Annotated in this window: 21 protein-coding genes; all 21 read left to right on the forward strand. The window is 28.5% G+C overall.

The features are described 5' to 3' along the window. Window positions 1-27 precede the first annotated feature (27 nt). The 21 genes from ACBT_RS04675 (at window position 28) to ACBT_RS04775 (ending at window position 19680) form a co-directional block, all read left to right on the forward strand. Window positions 28-768 (forward strand): metal ABC transporter ATP-binding protein, encoded by a 741-nt coding sequence (locus tag ACBT_RS04675; protein ID WP_024775269.1) that lies wholly within the window; start codon window positions 28-30, stop codon window positions 766-768. 9 nt (window positions 769-777) lie between these two features. Continuing rightward, window positions 778-1596 carry a metal ABC transporter permease gene (locus tag ACBT_RS04680; protein WP_024775268.1) on the forward strand — a complete coding sequence of 273 codons (819 nt, stop codon included), beginning with the start codon at window positions 778-780 and terminating at the stop codon, window positions 1594-1596. Next, on the forward strand, window positions 1593-2420 hold the full coding sequence (locus ACBT_RS04685) for a CvfB family protein (RefSeq protein ID WP_024775267.1): 828 nt from the start codon (window positions 1593-1595) through the stop codon (window positions 2418-2420). The genes ACBT_RS04680 and ACBT_RS04685 overlap by 4 nt, the downstream gene beginning before the upstream one ends. A gap of 62 nt (window positions 2421-2482) precedes the next feature. Continuing rightward, window positions 2483-3022, forward strand: coding sequence for a thiol peroxidase Prx-SUH (gene prx-suh / locus ACBT_RS04690; RefSeq protein ID WP_024775266.1), 540 nt, complete (start codon window positions 2483-2485; stop codon window positions 3020-3022). Between the two features lie 101 nt (window positions 3023-3123). Continuing rightward, window positions 3124-3834, forward strand: a complete 711-nt coding sequence (locus ACBT_RS04695; protein ID WP_024775265.1) for a tetratricopeptide repeat protein — start codon at window positions 3124-3126, stop codon at window positions 3832-3834. Window positions 3835-3930: 96 nt separating this feature from the next. Continuing rightward, a complete protein-coding gene (locus ACBT_RS04700) occupies window positions 3931-4920 on the forward strand; it encodes a Gfo/Idh/MocA family protein (protein ID WP_024775264.1) in 990 nt (329 codons plus the stop codon). Window positions 4921-4931: 11 nt separating this feature from the next. Next, a complete protein-coding gene (locus ACBT_RS04705; protein WP_024775263.1) occupies window positions 4932-6017 on the forward strand; it encodes a DegT/DnrJ/EryC1/StrS family aminotransferase in 1086 nt (361 codons plus the stop codon). 78 nt (window positions 6018-6095) lie between these two features. Then, window positions 6096-7319, forward strand: a complete 1224-nt coding sequence (locus ACBT_RS04710; protein ID WP_024775262.1) for an NnrS family protein — start codon at window positions 6096-6098, stop codon at window positions 7317-7319. Between the two features lie 241 nt (window positions 7320-7560). Then, window positions 7561-9606 (forward strand): ATP-dependent helicase, encoded by a 2046-nt coding sequence (locus ACBT_RS04715; RefSeq protein ID WP_024775261.1) that lies wholly within the window; start codon window positions 7561-7563, stop codon window positions 9604-9606. 12 nt (window positions 9607-9618) lie between these two features. After that, on the forward strand, window positions 9619-10803 hold the full coding sequence (locus ACBT_RS04720) for a cation:proton antiporter (protein ID WP_024775260.1): 1185 nt from the start codon (window positions 9619-9621) through the stop codon (window positions 10801-10803). Between the two features lie 215 nt (window positions 10804-11018). Continuing rightward, on the forward strand, window positions 11019-12353 hold the full coding sequence (gene soxC / locus ACBT_RS04725; protein WP_034218576.1) for a sulfite dehydrogenase: 1335 nt from the start codon (window positions 11019-11021) through the stop codon (window positions 12351-12353). Next, a complete protein-coding gene (locus ACBT_RS04730) occupies window positions 12322-13503 on the forward strand; it encodes a c-type cytochrome (protein WP_024775258.1) in 1182 nt (393 codons plus the stop codon). The genes soxC and ACBT_RS04730 overlap by 32 nt, the downstream gene beginning before the upstream one ends. A 9-nt stretch (window positions 13504-13512) precedes the next feature. After that, window positions 13513-13863 carry a sulfur oxidation c-type cytochrome SoxX gene (soxX, locus tag ACBT_RS04735; RefSeq protein ID WP_024775257.1) on the forward strand — a complete coding sequence of 117 codons (351 nt, stop codon included), beginning with the start codon at window positions 13513-13515 and terminating at the stop codon, window positions 13861-13863. Window positions 13864-13878: 15 nt separating this feature from the next. Continuing rightward, window positions 13879-14331 (forward strand): thiosulfate oxidation carrier protein SoxY, encoded by a 453-nt coding sequence (gene soxY, locus ACBT_RS04740; protein WP_024775256.1) that lies wholly within the window; start codon window positions 13879-13881, stop codon window positions 14329-14331. Window positions 14332-14402: 71 nt separating this feature from the next. Beyond that, window positions 14403-14708, forward strand: coding sequence for a thiosulfate oxidation carrier complex protein SoxZ (gene soxZ, locus ACBT_RS04745; protein WP_024775255.1), 306 nt, complete (start codon window positions 14403-14405; stop codon window positions 14706-14708). Between the two features lie 30 nt (window positions 14709-14738). Continuing rightward, window positions 14739-15653: a sulfur oxidation c-type cytochrome SoxA gene (soxA, locus tag ACBT_RS04750; RefSeq protein ID WP_024775254.1), complete on the forward strand. Its 915-nt coding sequence runs from the start codon at window positions 14739-14741 to the stop codon at window positions 15651-15653. A gap of 11 nt (window positions 15654-15664) precedes the next feature. Continuing rightward, entirely contained in the window at window positions 15665-16087 is a 423-nt protein-coding gene (locus ACBT_RS04755) for a hypothetical protein (RefSeq protein WP_169729045.1), read from the forward strand. A gap of 75 nt (window positions 16088-16162) precedes the next feature. After that, entirely contained in the window at window positions 16163-17929 is a 1767-nt protein-coding gene (gene soxB, locus ACBT_RS04760) for a thiosulfohydrolase SoxB (protein WP_024775252.1), read from the forward strand. A gap of 77 nt (window positions 17930-18006) precedes the next feature. Then, entirely contained in the window at window positions 18007-18801 is a 795-nt protein-coding gene (locus tag ACBT_RS04765; RefSeq protein WP_024775251.1) for a thioredoxin family protein, read from the forward strand. Next, entirely contained in the window at window positions 18798-19247 is a 450-nt protein-coding gene (locus ACBT_RS04770) for an MOSC domain-containing protein (protein WP_024775250.1), read from the forward strand. Before ACBT_RS04765 ends, ACBT_RS04770 begins: the two co-directional genes overlap by 4 nt. Continuing rightward, window positions 19240-19680, forward strand: a complete 441-nt coding sequence (locus ACBT_RS04775) for a DsrE family protein (RefSeq protein ID WP_024775249.1) — start codon at window positions 19240-19242, stop codon at window positions 19678-19680. Before ACBT_RS04770 ends, ACBT_RS04775 begins: the two co-directional genes overlap by 8 nt. The last annotated feature ends 10 nt before the right edge of the window (window positions 19681-19690 follow it).

Consider the following 19690-nt stretch of genomic DNA (forward strand, 5'->3'; position numbering starts at 1 on the left):
GCAACCAAGTTGCAGAAAAAGGTTAATATGAATTTAATACAAATAGAAAATTTAACACATTATTATGGAAACACAAAAGCTTTAGAAAATGTAAATCTTACTATAAAAAATAGTGATTTTCTAGCCATCATTGGACCAAATGGTGGTGGAAAATCTACTCTTCTTAAGATTATTTTAGAACTCTTACCTCTTCAAAAGGGAAAATTGACAAAAAATATAAAAAATAGTGAAGTAGGGTATGTTCCTCAAAATACAAATTTAAATACAGATTTTCCAATAACAGCTTTAGAAGTTGTTTTAATGGGACATATAAAAACTAAAAGAAAGCTATTTGGTTATGCAAAAGAAGATATTGATTGTGCTTTAAGTTCTTTAAAACAAGTAGGAATGGAAAAATTTGCAGATAAAAAAATTGGAGATTTAAGTGGAGGGCAAAGACAAAGAGTTTTTATTGCTCGTGCTTTGTGTTCAAATCCAAAAATACTAATGTTAGATGAGCCAACAGCTAGCATTGATGTGCAAGGTCAGCAAGATATATATGAACTTTTAAGAGAGCTTAATAAATCTATAGCAATAGTTGTTGTGAGTCATGATTTATCAATTTTATTAAATTATGCAAAAGATGTAGCTCATGTCAATAGAAGTTTGGTTTATCATAGTCTAAAAGATGTTCAAAGAAATGTTACTTTAGGTGATGATCATTTATGTGAAGTTGAGTTGTTGTCAGCTTTAGGAAAAACACAAATGTGTTGCAATCATAAGCATTAAGGTAAAAATATGTTAGAAGTTTTACAATATGATTTTATACAAAATGCAATAATTGCAGGAATCTTAATTTCAATTGCAGCTGGAATTATTGGAAGTTTAGTTGTAGTAAATAAAATTACTTTTTTAACAGGTGGAATTGCTCATAGTGCTTATGGAGGAATTGGTCTTGCTGTTTATTTAGGAATTCCAATACTTTTTGGAGCTACTATTTTTGCCATTATTACTGCTATTTTAATTGCTATCATTACTTTAAAAAATAAAAGTAGAATAGATGCAATTATTGGAATGATGTGGGCAAGTGGAATGGCCATAGGAATAGTATTTATTGATATAACACCAGGCTATAATGTTGATTTAATGAGCTACTTATTTGGAAGTATTATTGCTGTATCTAGTGAAGATTTAATTTTTATGACTTTACTTGATATTTTTATTATAATAATTGTTGTATTTTTTTATAAACCAATTTTAGCAGTGTCTTATGATAGTGAGTTTGCAGGTTTACGAGGAATAAATGTAAAGTTTTTTTATACACTTATTTTGATTTTAGCAAGTTTGTGTGTAGTTGCTGCAATAAAGGCAGTTGGACTCATTTTAGTTATTGCTCTTCTTACAATTCCAACATATTTAGCAGAAACTTTCGCAAATAAATTATCAAATATGATGATTATTAGCTCAATTTTAGCTACAATGTTTACACTTTGTGGGTTAGTTATCTCATATTTGTATGATATTAGTTCAGGTGCTAGTATTATAATGGTCAGTGTTGTTGCTTTGGCAACTATAAAAATATTAAAAAATAAAAAAGAAAGACGGAAAAACCAATGAATGAAAAATTAAAACAAGGTGTTGTAAACACTTTAAGAGTAAATAGAGTTAGTGAACCAGGAATTTACTTAATAAGTGGTGATGAAACAGAAGTTTTATTGCCAAATATTTATGTTGAAAAATCTATGCAAATAGGAAGTTTAGTTGATGTGTTTATATATACAGATAGTGAAGATAGACTAGTTGCTACTACTTTGAAACCATATTTGTATTTAAATGAGTTTGCTAATTTAAAAATAGTTGATAGTGCGAAATTTGGATATTTTGTAGATATTGGATTAGCGAAAGATTTGTTGGTTCCAAAAAATAGACAAAAAGGTACTTTTACTGTAGGTTCGTATAAAGTTTTACAAATGCAATTTGATGAAAGAACAAGTAGGTTAATTGCAAGTGAAAAATATATTTTACAAAGTGAACCAAAAAATTTAAAGCAAAATGATGAAGTAGAAATAATTTTATATTCAAAAACACCTTTAGGTTATAAGGTTATTGTAAACAATCTTTATGAAGGAATGATTTTTCATTCAGAAGTTTTCGAAAATTTAAGAATTGGTGATAAAAAAAGAGCTTATGTTAAAAAAGTTAGAGAAGATAACAAATTAGATATAAGTTTACAAAAAATTGGTCAAAAAATAGATGATAATAAAATTATTGAAGTTTTAAAAAACAATGGTGGAGAGATAAGTTTTACTTACAAAAGCGATGCTGAAGACATAAAAAAAGTTTTTGGAATGAGTAAAAAATCTTATAAAGCTACATTAACAAAACTAATAGAAGATAAAAAAATAGTTTTATTAAGTGATAAAATCAAACTTTTTAATTAAGACAGATTTTATCCTAAATAACTATAATTACAGAATATTTAATCAAAAAAGGAGATACCTTTATGGCAACAGTAAAATTCAAAGGTGAATTGGAAGTAAGTTTAAATGGTACAGAGTTAAACCTTGGAGATATTGCTCCAGTTGTTTCAGCAGTAGCAGCTGATTTAAGTGATATTCAAATTGGTGGTCAAAAAGGTAAAGCTCAAATTATTTTATCAGTTCCATCTTTAGATACAGGTGTTTGTGCTGCAGAAGCTAGAAAATTTAATGAAGCTGCATCGAAACTTGATAATGCTGAAGTTATTGTAGTTTCTATGGATTTACCTTTTGCTATGAAAAGATTTTGTACAACAGAAGGTATAGAAAATTTAAAAGTTGCTTCTGATTTTAGAGCAAAAGCATTTGCTAAATCTTATGGAGTTTTACAAGCAAATGGACCATTAGCAGGACTTACTGCAAGAGCAGTATTTATTGTAAATCCATCTGGAAAAATTACATATAAAGAGATTGTTCCTGAAATTACAAATGAACCAAATTACGATGCAGTTTTAGCAGCAGCATCTGAAGCTACTTCAACTTCTTGTTGTGGAAGTTGTCACTAAAAAATGATTAGGTAAGAATTCTTACCTAATTTCTTCTTTTCTTTACCTACTATTAATCTAAAAATTGTAATATTGTTTAAATTCCAAACAAAGGATCTTTTATGCAAAAAATTATCAAAGCTATAATTGCTTTAGCCCTTGCTTTCTCTTTTTCGAATGCTTCTATGGTTGAAGATGGTTATGTAGAACTTGAAAAAGGAAATGTTTTAGAAGCTGCAAATATTTTTAATATTGCTTGTCAAAAAGGAGCATTTGCTGGTTGTTATAATTTAGGTTTGATGTATTTTCAAGGTGAACATATTGCTAAGAATTATTCTAAAGCTTATGAATTATTTAAAAAAGCTTGTGACGAAGGACATAATCAGGCTTGTTTTAATCTTGCGTATATGGACGAGAGAGGGCTTGGAACTCAAAAAGATTTAAGTAAAGCTATTGATATTTATAGTAAAGCATGTGAGGATGGAAATTCTAGTGCTTGTTTTAATCTATCTTCAATTTATGAAAAAGAGCAAGACAATTTTAAAACGATAGAGTTTCTTACAAAATCTTGTAATCTTGACCATGCAAAAGCTTGTTACAATTTAGCATACAAATATTATAATGAAGAAGGTGTAGAATTATCACCATTAAAAGCAGTAAATTTATATCAAAAATCTTGTGATTTAGGTTATTCAAATGCTTGTTTTAATTTAGGAGTTGCTTATTTAGATGGTAAATTTCTTGCAGTAAATAAAAGTCAAGCAAAAAATTATTTTAATAAGGCTTGTTTATTAAATAATGAAGAAGGATGTAAAGAATATAGTAAACTCTAAAATTAATTTTAGAGTTTAAAAATTATTTATAAAGTTTCATCTAAATTTTATTTGAGTACAATGCCAAATCTTAAAAATACTTGAAGGAAAATTTAGATGATGAATATCGCCTTGGTGGGCTTTGGTTATTGGGGACCGAATGTCGCTAGAAATATAAATGCAAATCCAAATCTAAAGCTACACACAATTTGTGATATGATTGAAAGTAATATAGAAAAAGCAAAGTCTATTTATATAGAAACTGTAAATTATGATGCAAACTATGAAAATATTTTGAATAATGTAAATATAAATGCTGTTGCTATTGCTACAAACACAGGTACTCACTACAAATTAATTAAAGCTGCTTTAGAAAACAATAAACATGTATATGTTGAAAAACCTTTTACTTCTACAATTGAAGAGGCTCTAGAACTAGAGGCTTTAGCAAAAGAAAAAAATTTAATAATTCATATTGACCACATTATGATTTTTCATCCAGCAATTAAAAAAATAAAAGAGATAATTTCTAATGGCGAATTAGGAGATATCTTATACATTGATGCAACAAGAACAAGTCTTGGACAAATTAGAAAAGATGTTAGTTCAATGTGGGATTTAGCTGTACATGATTTATCTATAATTGATTACTTAATGGATGGAGTTTTTCCAAAGCAGATAAAATCTTTTGGAGAAAAAATTTATAATCCAAAAGAGAGTATTACATTTTTAACTTTGAAATATGATAACTTTTTTGCTCAAATAGAATCAAATTGGATTTCACCAATAAAAGATAGAAAATTAACTATTGTTGGTACAAAAAAGATGTTAGTTTATGATGATGTAAAATTATCTGAAAAATTAGTTGTATACAACAAAAATGTAGAGGTTTTAAAAGGAGATGATATTTATAGTGATGATTATTGTGTAAAAACAAATGAATTAGATGCATATATCCCTAAAATTGAAGTAGAAGATGCTTTATTTAATAGTATTGAACACTTTAGATTATCTGTTGTTAATAAAACAGAATCTTTCTCAAACCCTGTACAAGCTATTAGAATTCAAGAAATTCTAACAATGGCTGATAACAATATGAACAAATAAAAGGAAAAAAATTGAAAATAGACTTTGCAAATTTAAAAATTCAACATAACTTATATAAAGATGAAATAGAAAATGCTATTTTAAAAGTAGCAAGAGATTGTAATTTTATTATGGGTGCTCAAATAGATGAGCTTGAAAGAGATTTAGAGAAATTTACAGCTGCTAAACATGCAATATCATGTTCAAGTGGAACAGATGCTCTTTTACTTGCTATGATGGCTATAGATATTCAACCTGGTGATGAAATTATTACAACTCCTTTTACTTTCTTCGCAACAGCAGAAACAATAGCTTTTCTAAAAGCAAAACCAGTATTTGTTGATATTGATGAAAAAATATATAATATTGATCCAAGTAAAATTGAAGAAAAAATCACTTCTAAAACTAAAGCTATCATTCCAGTATCTCTATATGGGCAACCAGCTGATATAGATGAAATAAATCAAATAGCTAAAAAACATAACCTAAAAGTAATCGTTGATGGAGCTCAAAGCTTTGGAGCTACTTATAAAGGTATTAGTGATTCAGCTTTAGGTGATATCTCTTGTACTTCTTTCTTCCCTGCTAAACCGTTAGGTTGTTATGGTGATGGTGGAGCAGTGTTTACAAATGATGATAAACTTGCAGATAAAATAAAATCTCTTAGACTTCATGGTCAAAGTATAAGATATCATCATCAATATATTGGTATGGGTGGAAGATTAGATACTATTCAAGCAGCAGTTTTAAATGTAAAATTAAAATACTATGAAAAAGATTTAAAACTTAGACAAGATGTAGCTTCTAAATATACACAAGCTTTAAATGCAAAAAATATAGAAACTCCATTCGTTAAAGATGATAGAACATCGGCTTGGGCACAATACTCAATTAGAGTACAAAACAGAGATGAAGTTCAAACAAAACTACAAAATCTAGGAATTCCAACGGCAGTACATTATCCAATGCCTCTACATGTACAAGAATGTTTTAAATATTTAAATTTAAAAGAGGGTGATTTCCCAATTTCGGAAAAAGTATCAAAAGAGATAATGAGCTTACCAATGAATCCATATGTTACTGATGAAGAGATTGAATATATTGTAGGAAATCTTTAAAATAGGCTTTCTTGTTTAAAGTCAATATCAATTTTTATTAAAGCAGATAGAATCTCTTAAAATTTTTAGGAGATTCTTATGACTTCTTGGTATAAAAAATTCTCATCCCAACCACATCAACCGTTTTTTACAAATGGAGTAATTTTCTTTATTTTGTTTATGTTGCTTCTTTTTTTTAGTTATTCAAATATTTTGATTTTAAATTCATCTCTTTTAACTTATCATGCATATAGTTTGATTTTTGTTGTTTTCATTCAATTTTTTCTTGGTTTTTTATTCGTTGTATTTCCTAAATTCTTGATGCAAAGTGAAATAGCTTCAAAAGATTATATGAATCAATTTCTTTTATATTTTATAGGAAGTATTGGAATTTTTCTTTCAATAATTTTTTTGCCAAAATTAGTTATATTTTTTCAAATTTTAATTCTTTTTGTACAAATCTTAAGTTTTAATCTTCTTTATTCAATTCATAAAAAAAGTATTTTAAAAGATAAAAATGATACAAAGTGGGTTTTAATATCTTTTGCTTCAGGGCTGGTTGCTCACTTATTGTTTTTGATTTCACAATTTGATTTTTCTTTATCTACTTTATTCTCTAAAATTGCTATAAATAGTGGTTTTTATCTATTTTTATTTATGATTATTTTTACTATTTCTCAAAGAATGATTCCCTTTTTTACTAGAGTAATGGCTCCTGAATATAATATAAATAAAAGTTCAAGACTACTAGATATTTTGTTTTTATTACTAATTTTAAAAGTATGTGTATTAAGTTTTGAAAATCCAAAACTAAATTTAATTGTGGATATTCCACTATTTATATTTATATCAAAAGAGTTAATAAAATGGAAACTTCCTGTTAGTCAAATGCCACCAATTGTTTGGGTACTGCATATAGGATTATTTTGGATTCCTATTGCATTTTTAATATCTATTTTTGAAGGTGTTATGGTATTTGTAAATCCTGATTTTTTCTTTGAAAAAGCAGTGATTCATACATTAGCTGTTGGCTATTTTGTTACAGTTTTAATTGGATTTGGTACTAGAGTTATTCTTGGTCACTCAGGAAGAAAGATAGAAACAAATAATTTTGTTGTAGCCACTTTTATAGCAATTCAAATATTGACTTTTTTGCGTATATTTACATCAATTAGCTCTAATTTTGATTTAAATTATTTATTGTTTATTGATGTTACCTCCCTTTTATTAGTAATATTTTTAATTATTTGGTCAAGTAAATATATAGTGATTTTAGTCGAAAATGAGAAAAAAGTAGAAAAAAGTTCGAAATGGAAAGCATGATTAATTTTTTATTAATCTTTTTTATATATAATTTCTTTATAAGTAAGTTGATTTATTGACTTATTTATAAAAAATATTTTTTTAAGATAAGTTTCTTAAATAGATAATTTTTATGTTTCCTTGTGTATGAAGAGAGTCGCTTCCCCTAGGCGGCTCTCTTTTTTTATCTACTTTTAACTACCCTTATACTACTATTCCAAAATGATTTCACTTTTTAAACAAAAAATATAAGCCTTAATTTATGCCATTATCAAATTTAAATCAAGAACAACTTAATGCAGCAACTTGTAAAAGTGGTTATAACCTAATAATTGCGAGTGCAGGTACTGGAAAAACATCAACTATTGTAGGACGAATAGCTCATCTAATAAATAGTGGAATAAAGCCAAAAGAGATTTTACTTTTAACTTTTACTAATAAAGCAGCAGTTGAGATGATAAATAGGGTTTCAAAGATTTTTTCAAAAGATATAGCAAAAGAGATTATGGCTGGAACTTTTCACTCTGTTTCTTTCAAACTTTTAAAAGAATTAGATGTTAACATAACACTTAAACAACCAAATGAACTTAAAACACTTTTTAAATCTATATATGAAAAAAGAGTGTTTATGGATAGAAACGAGGAGGCAAATCCTTATGATGGTGGTTACTTATATGATATTTATTCTTTATATTTAAACTCAAATAATAGCGAAGATTTTACCTCTTGGATAAAAGAAAAAAGTCCTGCACATGAATCATATACATTAATTTATGAAGATGTTATTGATGAATTTAACTCTTTAAAAAAAGAGTATGGATACGTGAATTTTGATGATTTATTAACTACGATGCTAGAAGTTTTAAAAGAAAAAGATTTTGCATTCCAAGAAATACTTGTAGATGAATATCAAGATACAAATCCTTTACAAGGAAGACTTTTAGATGCTTTTAGACCAAAATCTCTTTTTTGTGTAGGAGATTATGATCAAAGTATTTATGCTTTCAATGGTTCTGATATTGGTATTATTTCTACTTTTGCAAAAAGATATAAAGACGCAAATGTATTTACCCTTAGAAAAAATTATCGTTCTACTAAACCTATTTTAGATTTAGCTACAAAAGTTATTGAGTTTAATGAAAGGGTTTATCCAAAAAAATTAGAAGTTGTAAGACTTGAAAATAATCATCAACCTAAACTTTTAGTATTTAATGAACTTTTTTCCCAGTATGAATATATTTCACAACTTATTTCAAAATCATCAACTCCTCACAATGAAATTGCAATAATTTATAGAAATAATTCGAGTGCAGATGGTATAGAAGCTAATTTAAGAGAGTTTTCTATTCCTGCAAAAAGAAAAGGTGGAATGAGTTTTTTTGACTCAATTGAAGTTAAATTTCTTCTTGATATTTTAGTTTTACAAATTTCTACTAATGATATGATGGCATTTATTCATATTCTTGAGCATGGAAAAGGTATAGGAAAAGCAATAGCTAAAGATGTTTTTGATGCACTAATAAAATTAGGAGATGGAAGTTTATTAAATGGATTTTTTCATCCAAATCAAAGTATAAACAACCCATATGAAAGTAGAGCAAAAAATCAACAACTTGGACTTTTTGATGATTTTTTAGAGCTTGGAAGTATCTCAAAATTTAAAGATTGTAATTTTGAAGAAGCCTTTTTAGCAAATCCTATTTTAAAACATCCAAAATTGACTATAGATGGTGCAAAATATATTTATGATATTTATCTGCTTTTTAAACAGTTAAGAAGAACAAAAAATCCAGAAAATTTGCTTTCAATGATAAGCTCATCTATGGCTTATTCAAAAATAAAAGATATGCTATCTACAAAAAGGGCAACACAAAAAGATGGTGAAATAAATGCTATTCAAAAGACAAAATCCTTAGCTAAAATAAATAGAAAAGCTATATTGCTACGTAATTTAGCTAGAAATTTTTCTGATTTATCTAAGTTTATAAACTCAATGATTTTAGGTGGTAGTGAGCTTAGTGAAGGTGATGGTGTAAATCTTTTATCAATCCATGCTAGTAAAGGTTTAGAGTTTAAAGAAGTTTACGTAATTGATTTAATGGATGGAAGATTTCCAAATAGAAAGCTTATGAGTAAAGGTGGAAGTCTAGAAGAAGAGAGACGATTATTTTATGTTGCAGTTACAAGAGCAAAAGATATTTTATATCTATCTTATGCAAAATATGACAAAATAAAAAAATTAACTTTTGTGGCAAGCCCATTTCTAACAGAAGCTGGGATGAAAACAGATGATGAACCACAACAGTAAGTATAGGAAAATATGGAAAAAATAGTTTTAATAATAACAATTTGTATGATAATTATGACTGCGCCAATTCTTGCTAAGATTTTAAAAATACCTGTAGTTGTTGTAGAAATAATTTTAGGTTTAATTTGTGGTTATTTGGGGCTAATTTATGCTGATGAGACTTTAAAACTTGTAGCTAAATTTGGATTTATATATCTTATGTTCCTAGCAGGGTTGGAGATAAATTTCAAGCTAGTTAAAGTTATTAAAGCAACTCTTGCAGTGAATGTTATTTTGTATTTTGTTCTGTTGTATAGTATTGCTGGAGCTGTTTGTTGGTTTTTTGATTTAGGTTTAACTTATTTTGTTGCTCTTCCTATCTTCTCTTTAGGTATGCTGATGATGCTAATAAAAGAGTACGGAAAAGATGAACCTTGGTTAAATTTAGCCTTATCTATTGGAGTTGTGGGTGAAGTTATTAGTATTTTGGCTTTAACTTTATTTGGGGGATGGACTGAATTTGGTTTAAGCAGTAAATTTTTCACATCAATATTAACAATTATTGCTGTTGTTATTGTTACTATTTTACTTCTTAGATTTTCATATATGATTTTTTGGTGGTTTCCAGAAGTTAAAAAATACCTTATACCAGATAATGAAGATGACAAGCATGATCAAGATATAAGATTTTCAATATCTTTACTTTTAATTTTAGTATCAATAATGCTTATTTTAAAAATAGATGTGGTTTTAGGTGCATTTACAGCAGGGTTGTTTTTTAAAATGTTCTTTAATCAAAAACAAGAATTGTTACATAAAATAGAGTCTTTTGGTTTTGGTTTTTTTGCTCCAATTTTCTTTATTTATACAGGTTCAACAGTAAAGCTTGATATGATAACACTTGATATACTGCAACATGCATTTTTCATTATGGCTGCAATTATTTCTATTAGATTGGTTAGTTCATATTTAGTATTTTTAAATTATCTAAAACCAAAACAAACTACACTTTTTGCTCTTAGTGATTCAATGCCTCTGACATTTATGGTTGCAATTGCAATGCTTTCATACAATTATGGATTAATTTCTCAAAATGAATATTTTTCATTTATAATTGCTAGTATGCTAGATGGATTATTATTGATGATACTAATTAGAAAATTATATAAAATTTTTAAACTAGATATAAAACCTGACTCAAAAATAATAAAAAGATAGTTAGCTATAAGCTAGCCTTTTTATTATTATAATTAAATAAAATCTATAAAAAAACATTTTGTAACATATGCTATTATTATGCTATTTTTATGAGTATTTTAGTAAATTTCCTATAAGAAAAATTAATAGTTTAAGTTCTATTTTAACTTATAAAATCTATAATCCACTTTGACATTAGTAATAAAAAAATAGTCAAAATTTTATAGGAGGTTAGTTTGGATAGTAGTAAAGCTTTGAAAACTACAAAAGATTCATCTATTGTAGAAGCTACAAGTAGAAGAGATTTTTTTAAAAAAACTGCTATTTACTCGGCTGGTGCTCTAAGTGCTGCATCTGTGTTATCACCTGTTTCTTTAAAAGCAGATGATAAAGCTATTATAAATGATGCACCTTGGGGGCAAAAGTTAGGTGATGTGGTAAACAAAAATCCTTACGGTATGCCATCAGTTTATGAACATAATAATATTAGAAGAACTCACGACCTATTATCTTCGGGAGATGCATATGCATCTATCTCAATGTGTCCAATTCATGAGTCTGAAGGAATAATAACTCCAAATGGTTTATTTTTTACAAGAAATCATGGAGGAACTGCACAAATTGACCCAAACGAATATAGGTTAATGATTCACGGTAAAGTTAAAAGAGAAGTTGTTTTAACTTTAGAAGATATAAAAAGATATCCAAGTGAAACAAGAACATATTTTATTGAGTGTCCTGCAAATGGAAGTCCTGAATGGAGAGCTCCTCAATTTAATAGTTTACAGTTTATGAAAGGAATGATGAGTTCTGCTCAATGGACTGGTGTAATGTTAAAAACAATATTAGAAGATATTGGATTAGAAAAAGATGCTGTTTGGATGTTAGCTGTTGGAAGTGATAATGCATCAAATCCAAGAACAATTCCAGTTGAAAAAGCTCTTGATGACGTTATGGTTGTTTGGGGACAAAATGGTGAAGCTTTAAGACCAGAACAAGGATATCCAATAAGACTTGTTGTTCCAGGATGGGAAGGAAATTTAAATACTAAATGGTTAAATAGACTTGAATTTAGTGATAAACCTTGGCATGCAAAAGAAGAAACTTCAAAATATACAATGCTTCAAAAATCAGGAAAAGCAATAAGATTTTTCTGGGTAAATGAAGTAAATTCTGTAATTACTAAACCATGTCCTGAAAAACCGTGGACACATCTTAAAAAAGGTGATATGGTAGAAATTGAAGGTATTGCTTGGAGTGGTCATGGAACTATAAAAGGTGTTGATATATCTTTTGATGGTGGTGATAACTGGGTTGAAGCGAAACTTAAAGGATTAGTTTTACCAAAATCTTGGACAAGATTTAGTTATATATACAAATGGGATGGAAAACCTTTATTATTATCAAGCCGAGCTTATGATGATTTTGGAAATATCCAACCAACAATTGATGAAGAAACTGCAGCAGTTGGAGTTGAATCTGTATATCACAGAAATGCAATTGTAACTTGGGAAATAACAGCAAAAGGAGAGTGTAATAATGTTCATATTAGAAAACATAAAAAAGCTTAAAAGCACTATTTTAAGCATTAGCTTAGCTACTCTTCTTGTAAGTTCAGCTCATGCTGCTTCTTCTGTTGATGGTGCTGTAAAATATCCAGTTAAAGATGGAAAATATACACAATACCATGTAAATACGCAAGATACAAAAGAATTTAATATAGGAAGAGATGCAACTAAAACAGAAATTGCAGCTTGGGATTTAGATGTAGCTTACGATAATAGTGGTTTACCTGAATTTGAAATGAAACACGGTAAAGTTGTTTTAGATGAAAATGGAAAACCAAAAAAAGCTGAAGGTTCTGTTGAATTAGGAAATGAGCTTTATGATGCACAATGTGTTATGTGTCATGGAGATTTTGGAAGTGGAGGAAAAGGTTATCCAAAACTTGCAGGTGGTACAGTGGCTTCACTTAAACATCAAAGATTAAATCCAGCAGATGAAAATCCAGATCCAGATAATCCAGATAAAACTATAGGTTCGTATTGGCCATATGCTTCTACTTTATTTTGGTATATACAAGAGTCAATGCCTTTTAATCATCCAAAAAGTTTAACAAATAGTGAAACTTATGCACTTACAGCTTATTTATTATCTGTAAATAATATTACTATTGACGGACAAGAACTAGATGATGATTTTGTTTTAGATAAAGAAAAATTTCAGAAAATAGTTATGCCAAATGTTAATGGATTCTATCCAGAAACAAATACACCTGAAAATCCAAAAAAAGGTGTTGAAAATATGACTAAGTTTTTAAGTGATCCTACAAACTATGGAAAAGGTACAAGATGTATGAAGGATTGTATAAAAGATGATGTTGAAAATTTAGTTCTTAGAATTCAAGAAGATTTATCAAAAGCTGCAAATGAACCTCTTTCTACTGCAAGAGAATTGCCAAAAGTAGATGCAAGTAAATCTGCACCTGGTCAAGCAGATTATGAGAATGCGGGTTGTTCAGCTTGTCACTCAAATGCGGCAATTGGAGCACCTGTTGTTGGAGATAAAGCTGCTTGGGATAAAGTAGTTTCAAAAGGGTTAGAACAAGTATATTCTAACGGAATTAATGGTATAAATGCTATGCCACCAAAAGGTGGAGCGGATATAAGCGATGAGAAGTTTAAACAAATTATCGATTATATGATCAATTCTAGTAAGTAAGGAGAGGCTATGAATTTATTAAAAAGAATAGCAAGCATTTCAGCTTTATGTTCTTTAATTATTGTTAGTTCTAGTGCTAATGATGATTTAGTGAAAAAAGGTGAAAAAATTTTTATGACAAATACAAAAGGTAACTGTTTGGCTTGTCATGCTGCAAATGGAAAAGAGATTGATGGACCAGGTAATATGGGACCAAAATTACAATTTTTAGCATTATGGTCAGAAGAAGCTTTATATGATAAAGTTTTTGATCCATCAACAGGAAATCCAATTACAGCAATGCCTGCATTTGGAAGAAATGGTTGGTTAAGCCCAGATGAAATTAAAGCAGTAGTTGCTTATTTAAAAACAATAAATTAAAAAAAGGAAAAAATCATGTTAAATAGAAGAAATTTTTTAGGATTAGGATTAGGTGTATTAGCTGCTGCTACAGTTCCAGCTCAATTAAGTGCTGAGGATTTTAGAAAAAGTAAACCAAAAGCATGGACTGCAACAAAAGTTGACGAAGCAATTAAAGAAATTTTTGGAACAAGTACAACAACTGAAGGTGGAATTAATTTAAAAGCTCCAGAAATTGCAGAAAATGGTGCAGTTGTTCCTGTATCTTTTGATACAGAATTAAAAGCAAGTAAAATTGCAGTATTCCAAGATGCAAATCCTGAAAGTGCAGTTGCAGTATTTACTGTAAATGATAATATGGTATTAGATTATGCATTCAGAATTAAAATGGCAAAAACTGGTAAAGTAACAGTAGTTGCTGAAGTTGGTGGAAAATTGCATTCTGTAACTAAAGAAATTAAGGTTACTATGGGTGGATGTGGAGGTTGATATTGTCAACTAATTCACAGATAAATTTTAAAAATAAATAATATATAAATAATTAAGAAAAGGACATTAAAATGGCAACTACAAAAATTAAAGCAAAATTAGACAAAAATGGTGTTGTTGAGGTTAAAGCATTAGCATCTCACGATATGTTAAGTTATCAAGAAGCTGAAAGAGCTAAAAAAGAAGCTAACTTTATTACTTATGTAATTGCAAAAGTTGGTGAGAAAGTAGTTTACGAAGCTTCTACAAGTCAATTTTTATCAAAAGATCCATACTTTAAATTTTCATTTAAAGGTGCAAATGCAGGTGATGAATTAAGTTTCACTTGGACAGATTTAAAAGGGAATACAGATACAACTACTGAAAAAATCAAATAATTTGATTTAAATTTTAAAAGGAGAGAAAACATGTTTTCTAAAATAGTTAAATCTTCTGCTATCTTATTATTTGCAGCAACTACACTAAGTGCTGCAAATTTTAATGCTGGTGCAGAAAAAGATAGAATAGAAGCTATTAAATATTTTGAAGCTAAATTTGAAGATCCAGCGAAAAATTTAAATAGATTTTTTCCGTACTCAGATGAGCAAGAATTAGCAACAAAATATGAAAAAGGTCTTAAGCATATGGACTTCAATATCGGAAGTTATGCCTATGCAAAAGATGCAAAAGAACAGTATGAAGCTTTAAAAGAGATGCCACCATATGAAGAGGCAATTGAAAAAGGTGAAGAACTTTATACTAAAAAATTTGCGAATGGAAATTCATTACAAACATGTTTTCCTGATTTAACAATATCTGGGACTTTCCCATATTATGATCAAAAAACTAAAAAAATGGTTTCTTTAACTTCTGCGATTAACGATTGTTTAAGAGCAAATGGAGAAAAAGAATGGGATACTCAGAAAGGTCCTATGGCTGAATTCCAAGCTTACTTTGTAAATCAAAGTAAAGAAGCTGGTAAAAAGTTTGACATTAAAATAAACAGCGAGGCTGAGAAAAAAGCTTATGAGAGAGGTAAAGAGTATTATTATTCTCAAAGAGGATATTTAAAACTTTCTTGTGCTACTTGTCATATTGATGGTGCTGGTAAAAGAGTTAGAAATGAGATTTTATCACCACTTGTTGGTCAAGTTACGAGTTTCCCTGTAGTAAGATTAAGATGGGCAGAAATAGGAACAGTTGAAAGAAGACTTTCTGGATGTGTTGTGGATCAAGGTCAAGTTCCTCCAAAAGATGAAAGTCAAGAAATGATAGAACTTCTTTATTTCTTATCATATATGTCAAATGGAATGCCAGTTGATGGTCCAGATGTAAGAAAATAAAAGGATTTATAATGAAAAGTATTTTAAAAATTACAGCAATTTCAGCAATATTATCTTTAACTCTTACTTCATTATCAGCTGAAGATTTTTCAAAGTTAGATGTAAAAAAAGAGTGTGATGTAAAAGCAAATGGTGTTGAAAAATTATTAGAGACAGCAGAAAAATATAACAAGTTAGCAATTGAGAATAAAGTTGAATTTATGAGACTTGGAATGAAAACTAGCCAATATATTGATGCATCAAAAGAAGCATTAAAAAATGGTGCAAAAGAGATTGCAATTGTTGATAATAAGGCTAAACCAACAGGTGAAATGGTTTCTTTAGAATTTGCAGCTTGGAGATCTTGTAGCTTCGCTATTAGTGCTTTAACACAAATGGAAGATTCTAAGAAAAATTGGAAATTAGCTAGTCCTAGCGATGGGTACAAGTACTAATTGAATTTTTTGTAACAGATTTTAAAAAGTCAAGAGTAATCTTGGCTTTTTTTTATTTATATAAAGGAAAACAAAATGAGTAAATTAAGTAGAAGAGAATTTGTTTATATGATGGCAGTTCTAGGAGCTGCACCAGTATTTGCAAATTCGCACACAAGAATGACAGATACTTCAAAAAAAATTGAAGATTATTATAAATTAAAACCTTTTGGGAATGCTCGATTTATACATATGACAGATTCTCATGCACAGCTTTTACCAGTATACTTTAGAGAACCAAGTGTAAATTTAGGTTTCTATGGTAATTTAGGAAAACCACCTCATATTGTTGGTGAAAAATTTTTAGATTATTATGGTATTAAAGGTAATAAAAGATTAGAGTATGCATTTTCATGTGTAAACTTTGAAGAACATGCTAAAGTTATGGGTAAGACAGGTGGTTTTGCACAAATTAAGACAGTTGTAGATTTTCTAAGAGATAGTTTTGGAAAAGATAAAACTTTATTTCTAGATGGTGGAGATACTTGGCAAGGGAGTGCAACTTCTTTATGGACTAGAGGAAAGGATATGGTTGGTGCACTTAATCTTTTAGGTGTAGATATTTGTGTTGGTCACTGGGAATTTACATATACAGCTGAAGAAGTATTAGCAAATGTAAAAGAGTTAAAAGCTGAATTTTTAGCACAAAATGTATTTGTTAAAGAAGATGCTTTAATGAATGATGCACCAGTATTTGATGAAGACACAGGACACGCATTTAAACCATATACAATTAAACAAATGGGTAATGCAAGAGTGGCTATTATTGGTCAAGCTTTCCCTTATACAACTATTGCAAATCCACAAAGATTTATTCCTGATTGGACATTTGGTATTTATGATGATACTATGCAAGAACTAGTTGATAAAATAAGAACTGAAGAGAAGCTAGATGCTGTTATTGTTTTATCTCACAATGGTTTTGATACAGATAAAAAAATGGCTGAAGTATGTACAGGAATAGATTTTATTATGGGTGGACATACTCATGATGGTGTTCCTGAAGCAGTGCCTGTAAAAAATCCAAAAGGTACAACTTATGTATGTAATGCTGGATCAAATGGTAAATTCTTAAATGTTCTAGATCTTGATATTCAAAATGGAAAAATTAAAGATTTTAAATTTACACTTCTTCCTATTTTCTCTGATTTAGTTCCAGAAAATAAAGAGATGAAAAAATATATTGAAGATGTTAGATTACCTTATTTAAAAGAATTAACAAGACCAATTGCAACAACAGAAGAGACTTTATTTAGAAGGGGAAACTTCAATGGTTCATGGGATCAAATTATTTGTGATGCTTTAATGGAAGTTAAAGATGCTCAAATTTCATTAAGCCCAGGTTTTAGATGGGGAACATCTGTAATGAAAGGTCAAACTATCACATTTGATGACTTAATGACTCAAACTGCTATGACATATCCTGAAACTTATGTAAGAGATATTAAAGGTAGTGATTTAAAAGATATTTTAGAAGATGTAGCTGATAACTTATTCAATGAAGATCCATTCTATCAACAAGGTGGAGATATGGTAAGAACAGGTGGAATTTCTTATAAAATAGATCCAAAAGCAAAAATGGGAAGTAGAATATCTGATATAGTTTTAACTAAAACTGGTGAGAAATTAGATGCTTCTAAAGCTTATAGAGTATCAGGTTGGTCTACTGTTGGTTCAAAAGCTGATGGTGAGCCAGTTTGGGAAACTGTTGAAACATATTTAAAAAATATTAAAAATATTAGTAATCTTAAAGTTGATACTCCAGATATTGTTGGAGTTAAGGGAAATCCTGGGATTATTTGATAAAAGGCACAAATTTGTGCCTTTTTCTATCTAAAAGATATTAGAATATATTTTTTAAATGGAAAAAGGAGAATCATATGAGATTAATATTAATTATTTTAATTTTTGTTTTAAATTTATATGCAACTTATGAAGATGGTAAAAAAGTTTTTGAACAAAAATGTGCTTCTTGTCATAAAGAGTATATACCTTTAAATTTGATAAAAGAGAACTATTTTGAAAAAGATAATACTTTATTAAATTTAAAAACTCCAACTGCAAATATGATAGTTTGGGCAATGATGGATGGGCCTAAAAAAATAGGAGATCCAAATGAACCTGATATTCAAGTTCTAGAAATAGAGAAATTTTTAAAAGATTACTTAGAAAATCCAGATAGATTTAACGCTATTTGTGATGATACAGTAATGAATTATTATGATAATAAACCTAGTATGAAAGGCGAATTGACAAATGAAGATTATGTTAATTTGAGTTATTATTTTTTAGATTATAAAGCAAATCTAAAAGAAGATTTAGTTGTTAAAGAACCTTTACTAAAAACTGAAGAAGAAAAACAGCTTTTAAATAAAGCCAAAAATGAATCTAAAAAGATTTTGATTTATGCTACATCTAAAACATGTTTTTTCTGTAAAAAGATGGATAAAGAAGTTCTTTCATTGTCTGAAATAAAAGATTTTAGTGATAAGAATTATATTTTTGTAGAGGTAGATATGGAAAACTCTTCATTACCTTTTGATTTGCAGAAAGAATATAAGAAAATAACTCCTAGTTTCTTCATTGTTGATGAGAAAGGGAATTTAAATAATCAATATCCAGGTTCTTGGTCTAAAAAGGATTATATGGATATTTTAAAGAAGAATTTAAAATGAAAAATGTAGGAAAAGTTTTAGAAATCTTTAGTGCTACATTAGGTAGTAGTGGACTACCTAGACCAAAGGTTGAAAGACTTAATTTAATAGAAAATTATGGAATAGAGTTTGATAAATTTGCGGGTAAAAAATTAGATCAAACTGTTATGATTGTTGGTTTGAAATCTTATGAAATTGCACAAGAAAATAGTATAGATTTGGCATTTGGGAGTTTAGGTGAAAATATTTTATTAGATTTTGATCCACATAATTTTGAAGTTGGGACTATCTTTAAAATTGGTGATAGTTTCATTGAAATTACACAAATCTGTACAGTTTGTAACCATTTAAATGTTTTTGACGAGAATTTACCAACGCTTTTAAAAGGGCATAGGGGAGTTTATTGTAGAATCCTAAAATCTGGATTAGTTCAGAAAGATATGAATGTAGAGGTTTATAATGTTTAAAAAACTGTTTTTAGTTTTATGTTTAGTTAGTTTTGCATTTTCACAAACGAATTTTAGTGAACCAAAACCTAGTTTTGAGAATCCTAGAAAAGTAGTTTATTCACTTTATGTCGGAGATGTTGATACTGTTAGTCATACAATTGGTTCAATGTATAATATTTTAAAAGAGTATCCTTCAGAAAGTTTGAAAATAGTTGTTGTAGCATATGGTAAGGGTTTAAGAGCTTTAAAAAAAGATTACGATAAAACTACATTAGAGAGAATTAAATCTCTTATGGAATATGATGTTGAGTTTATCGCTTGTAAAAATACTATGGAAACTATGAAATGGAAAGAAAGTGATTTTATAGATAATATATCATTTACTCAAGCCGGAATAGTTGAAGTGATTGAAAGACAAGTTGATGGATATATCGGAATTACAGCTTATTAAAAAGGAGATG

Source organism: Aliarcobacter cibarius, assembly GCF_013372265.1.
Taxonomy (GTDB): Bacteria; Campylobacterota; Campylobacteria; order Campylobacterales; family Arcobacteraceae; genus Aliarcobacter; species Aliarcobacter cibarius.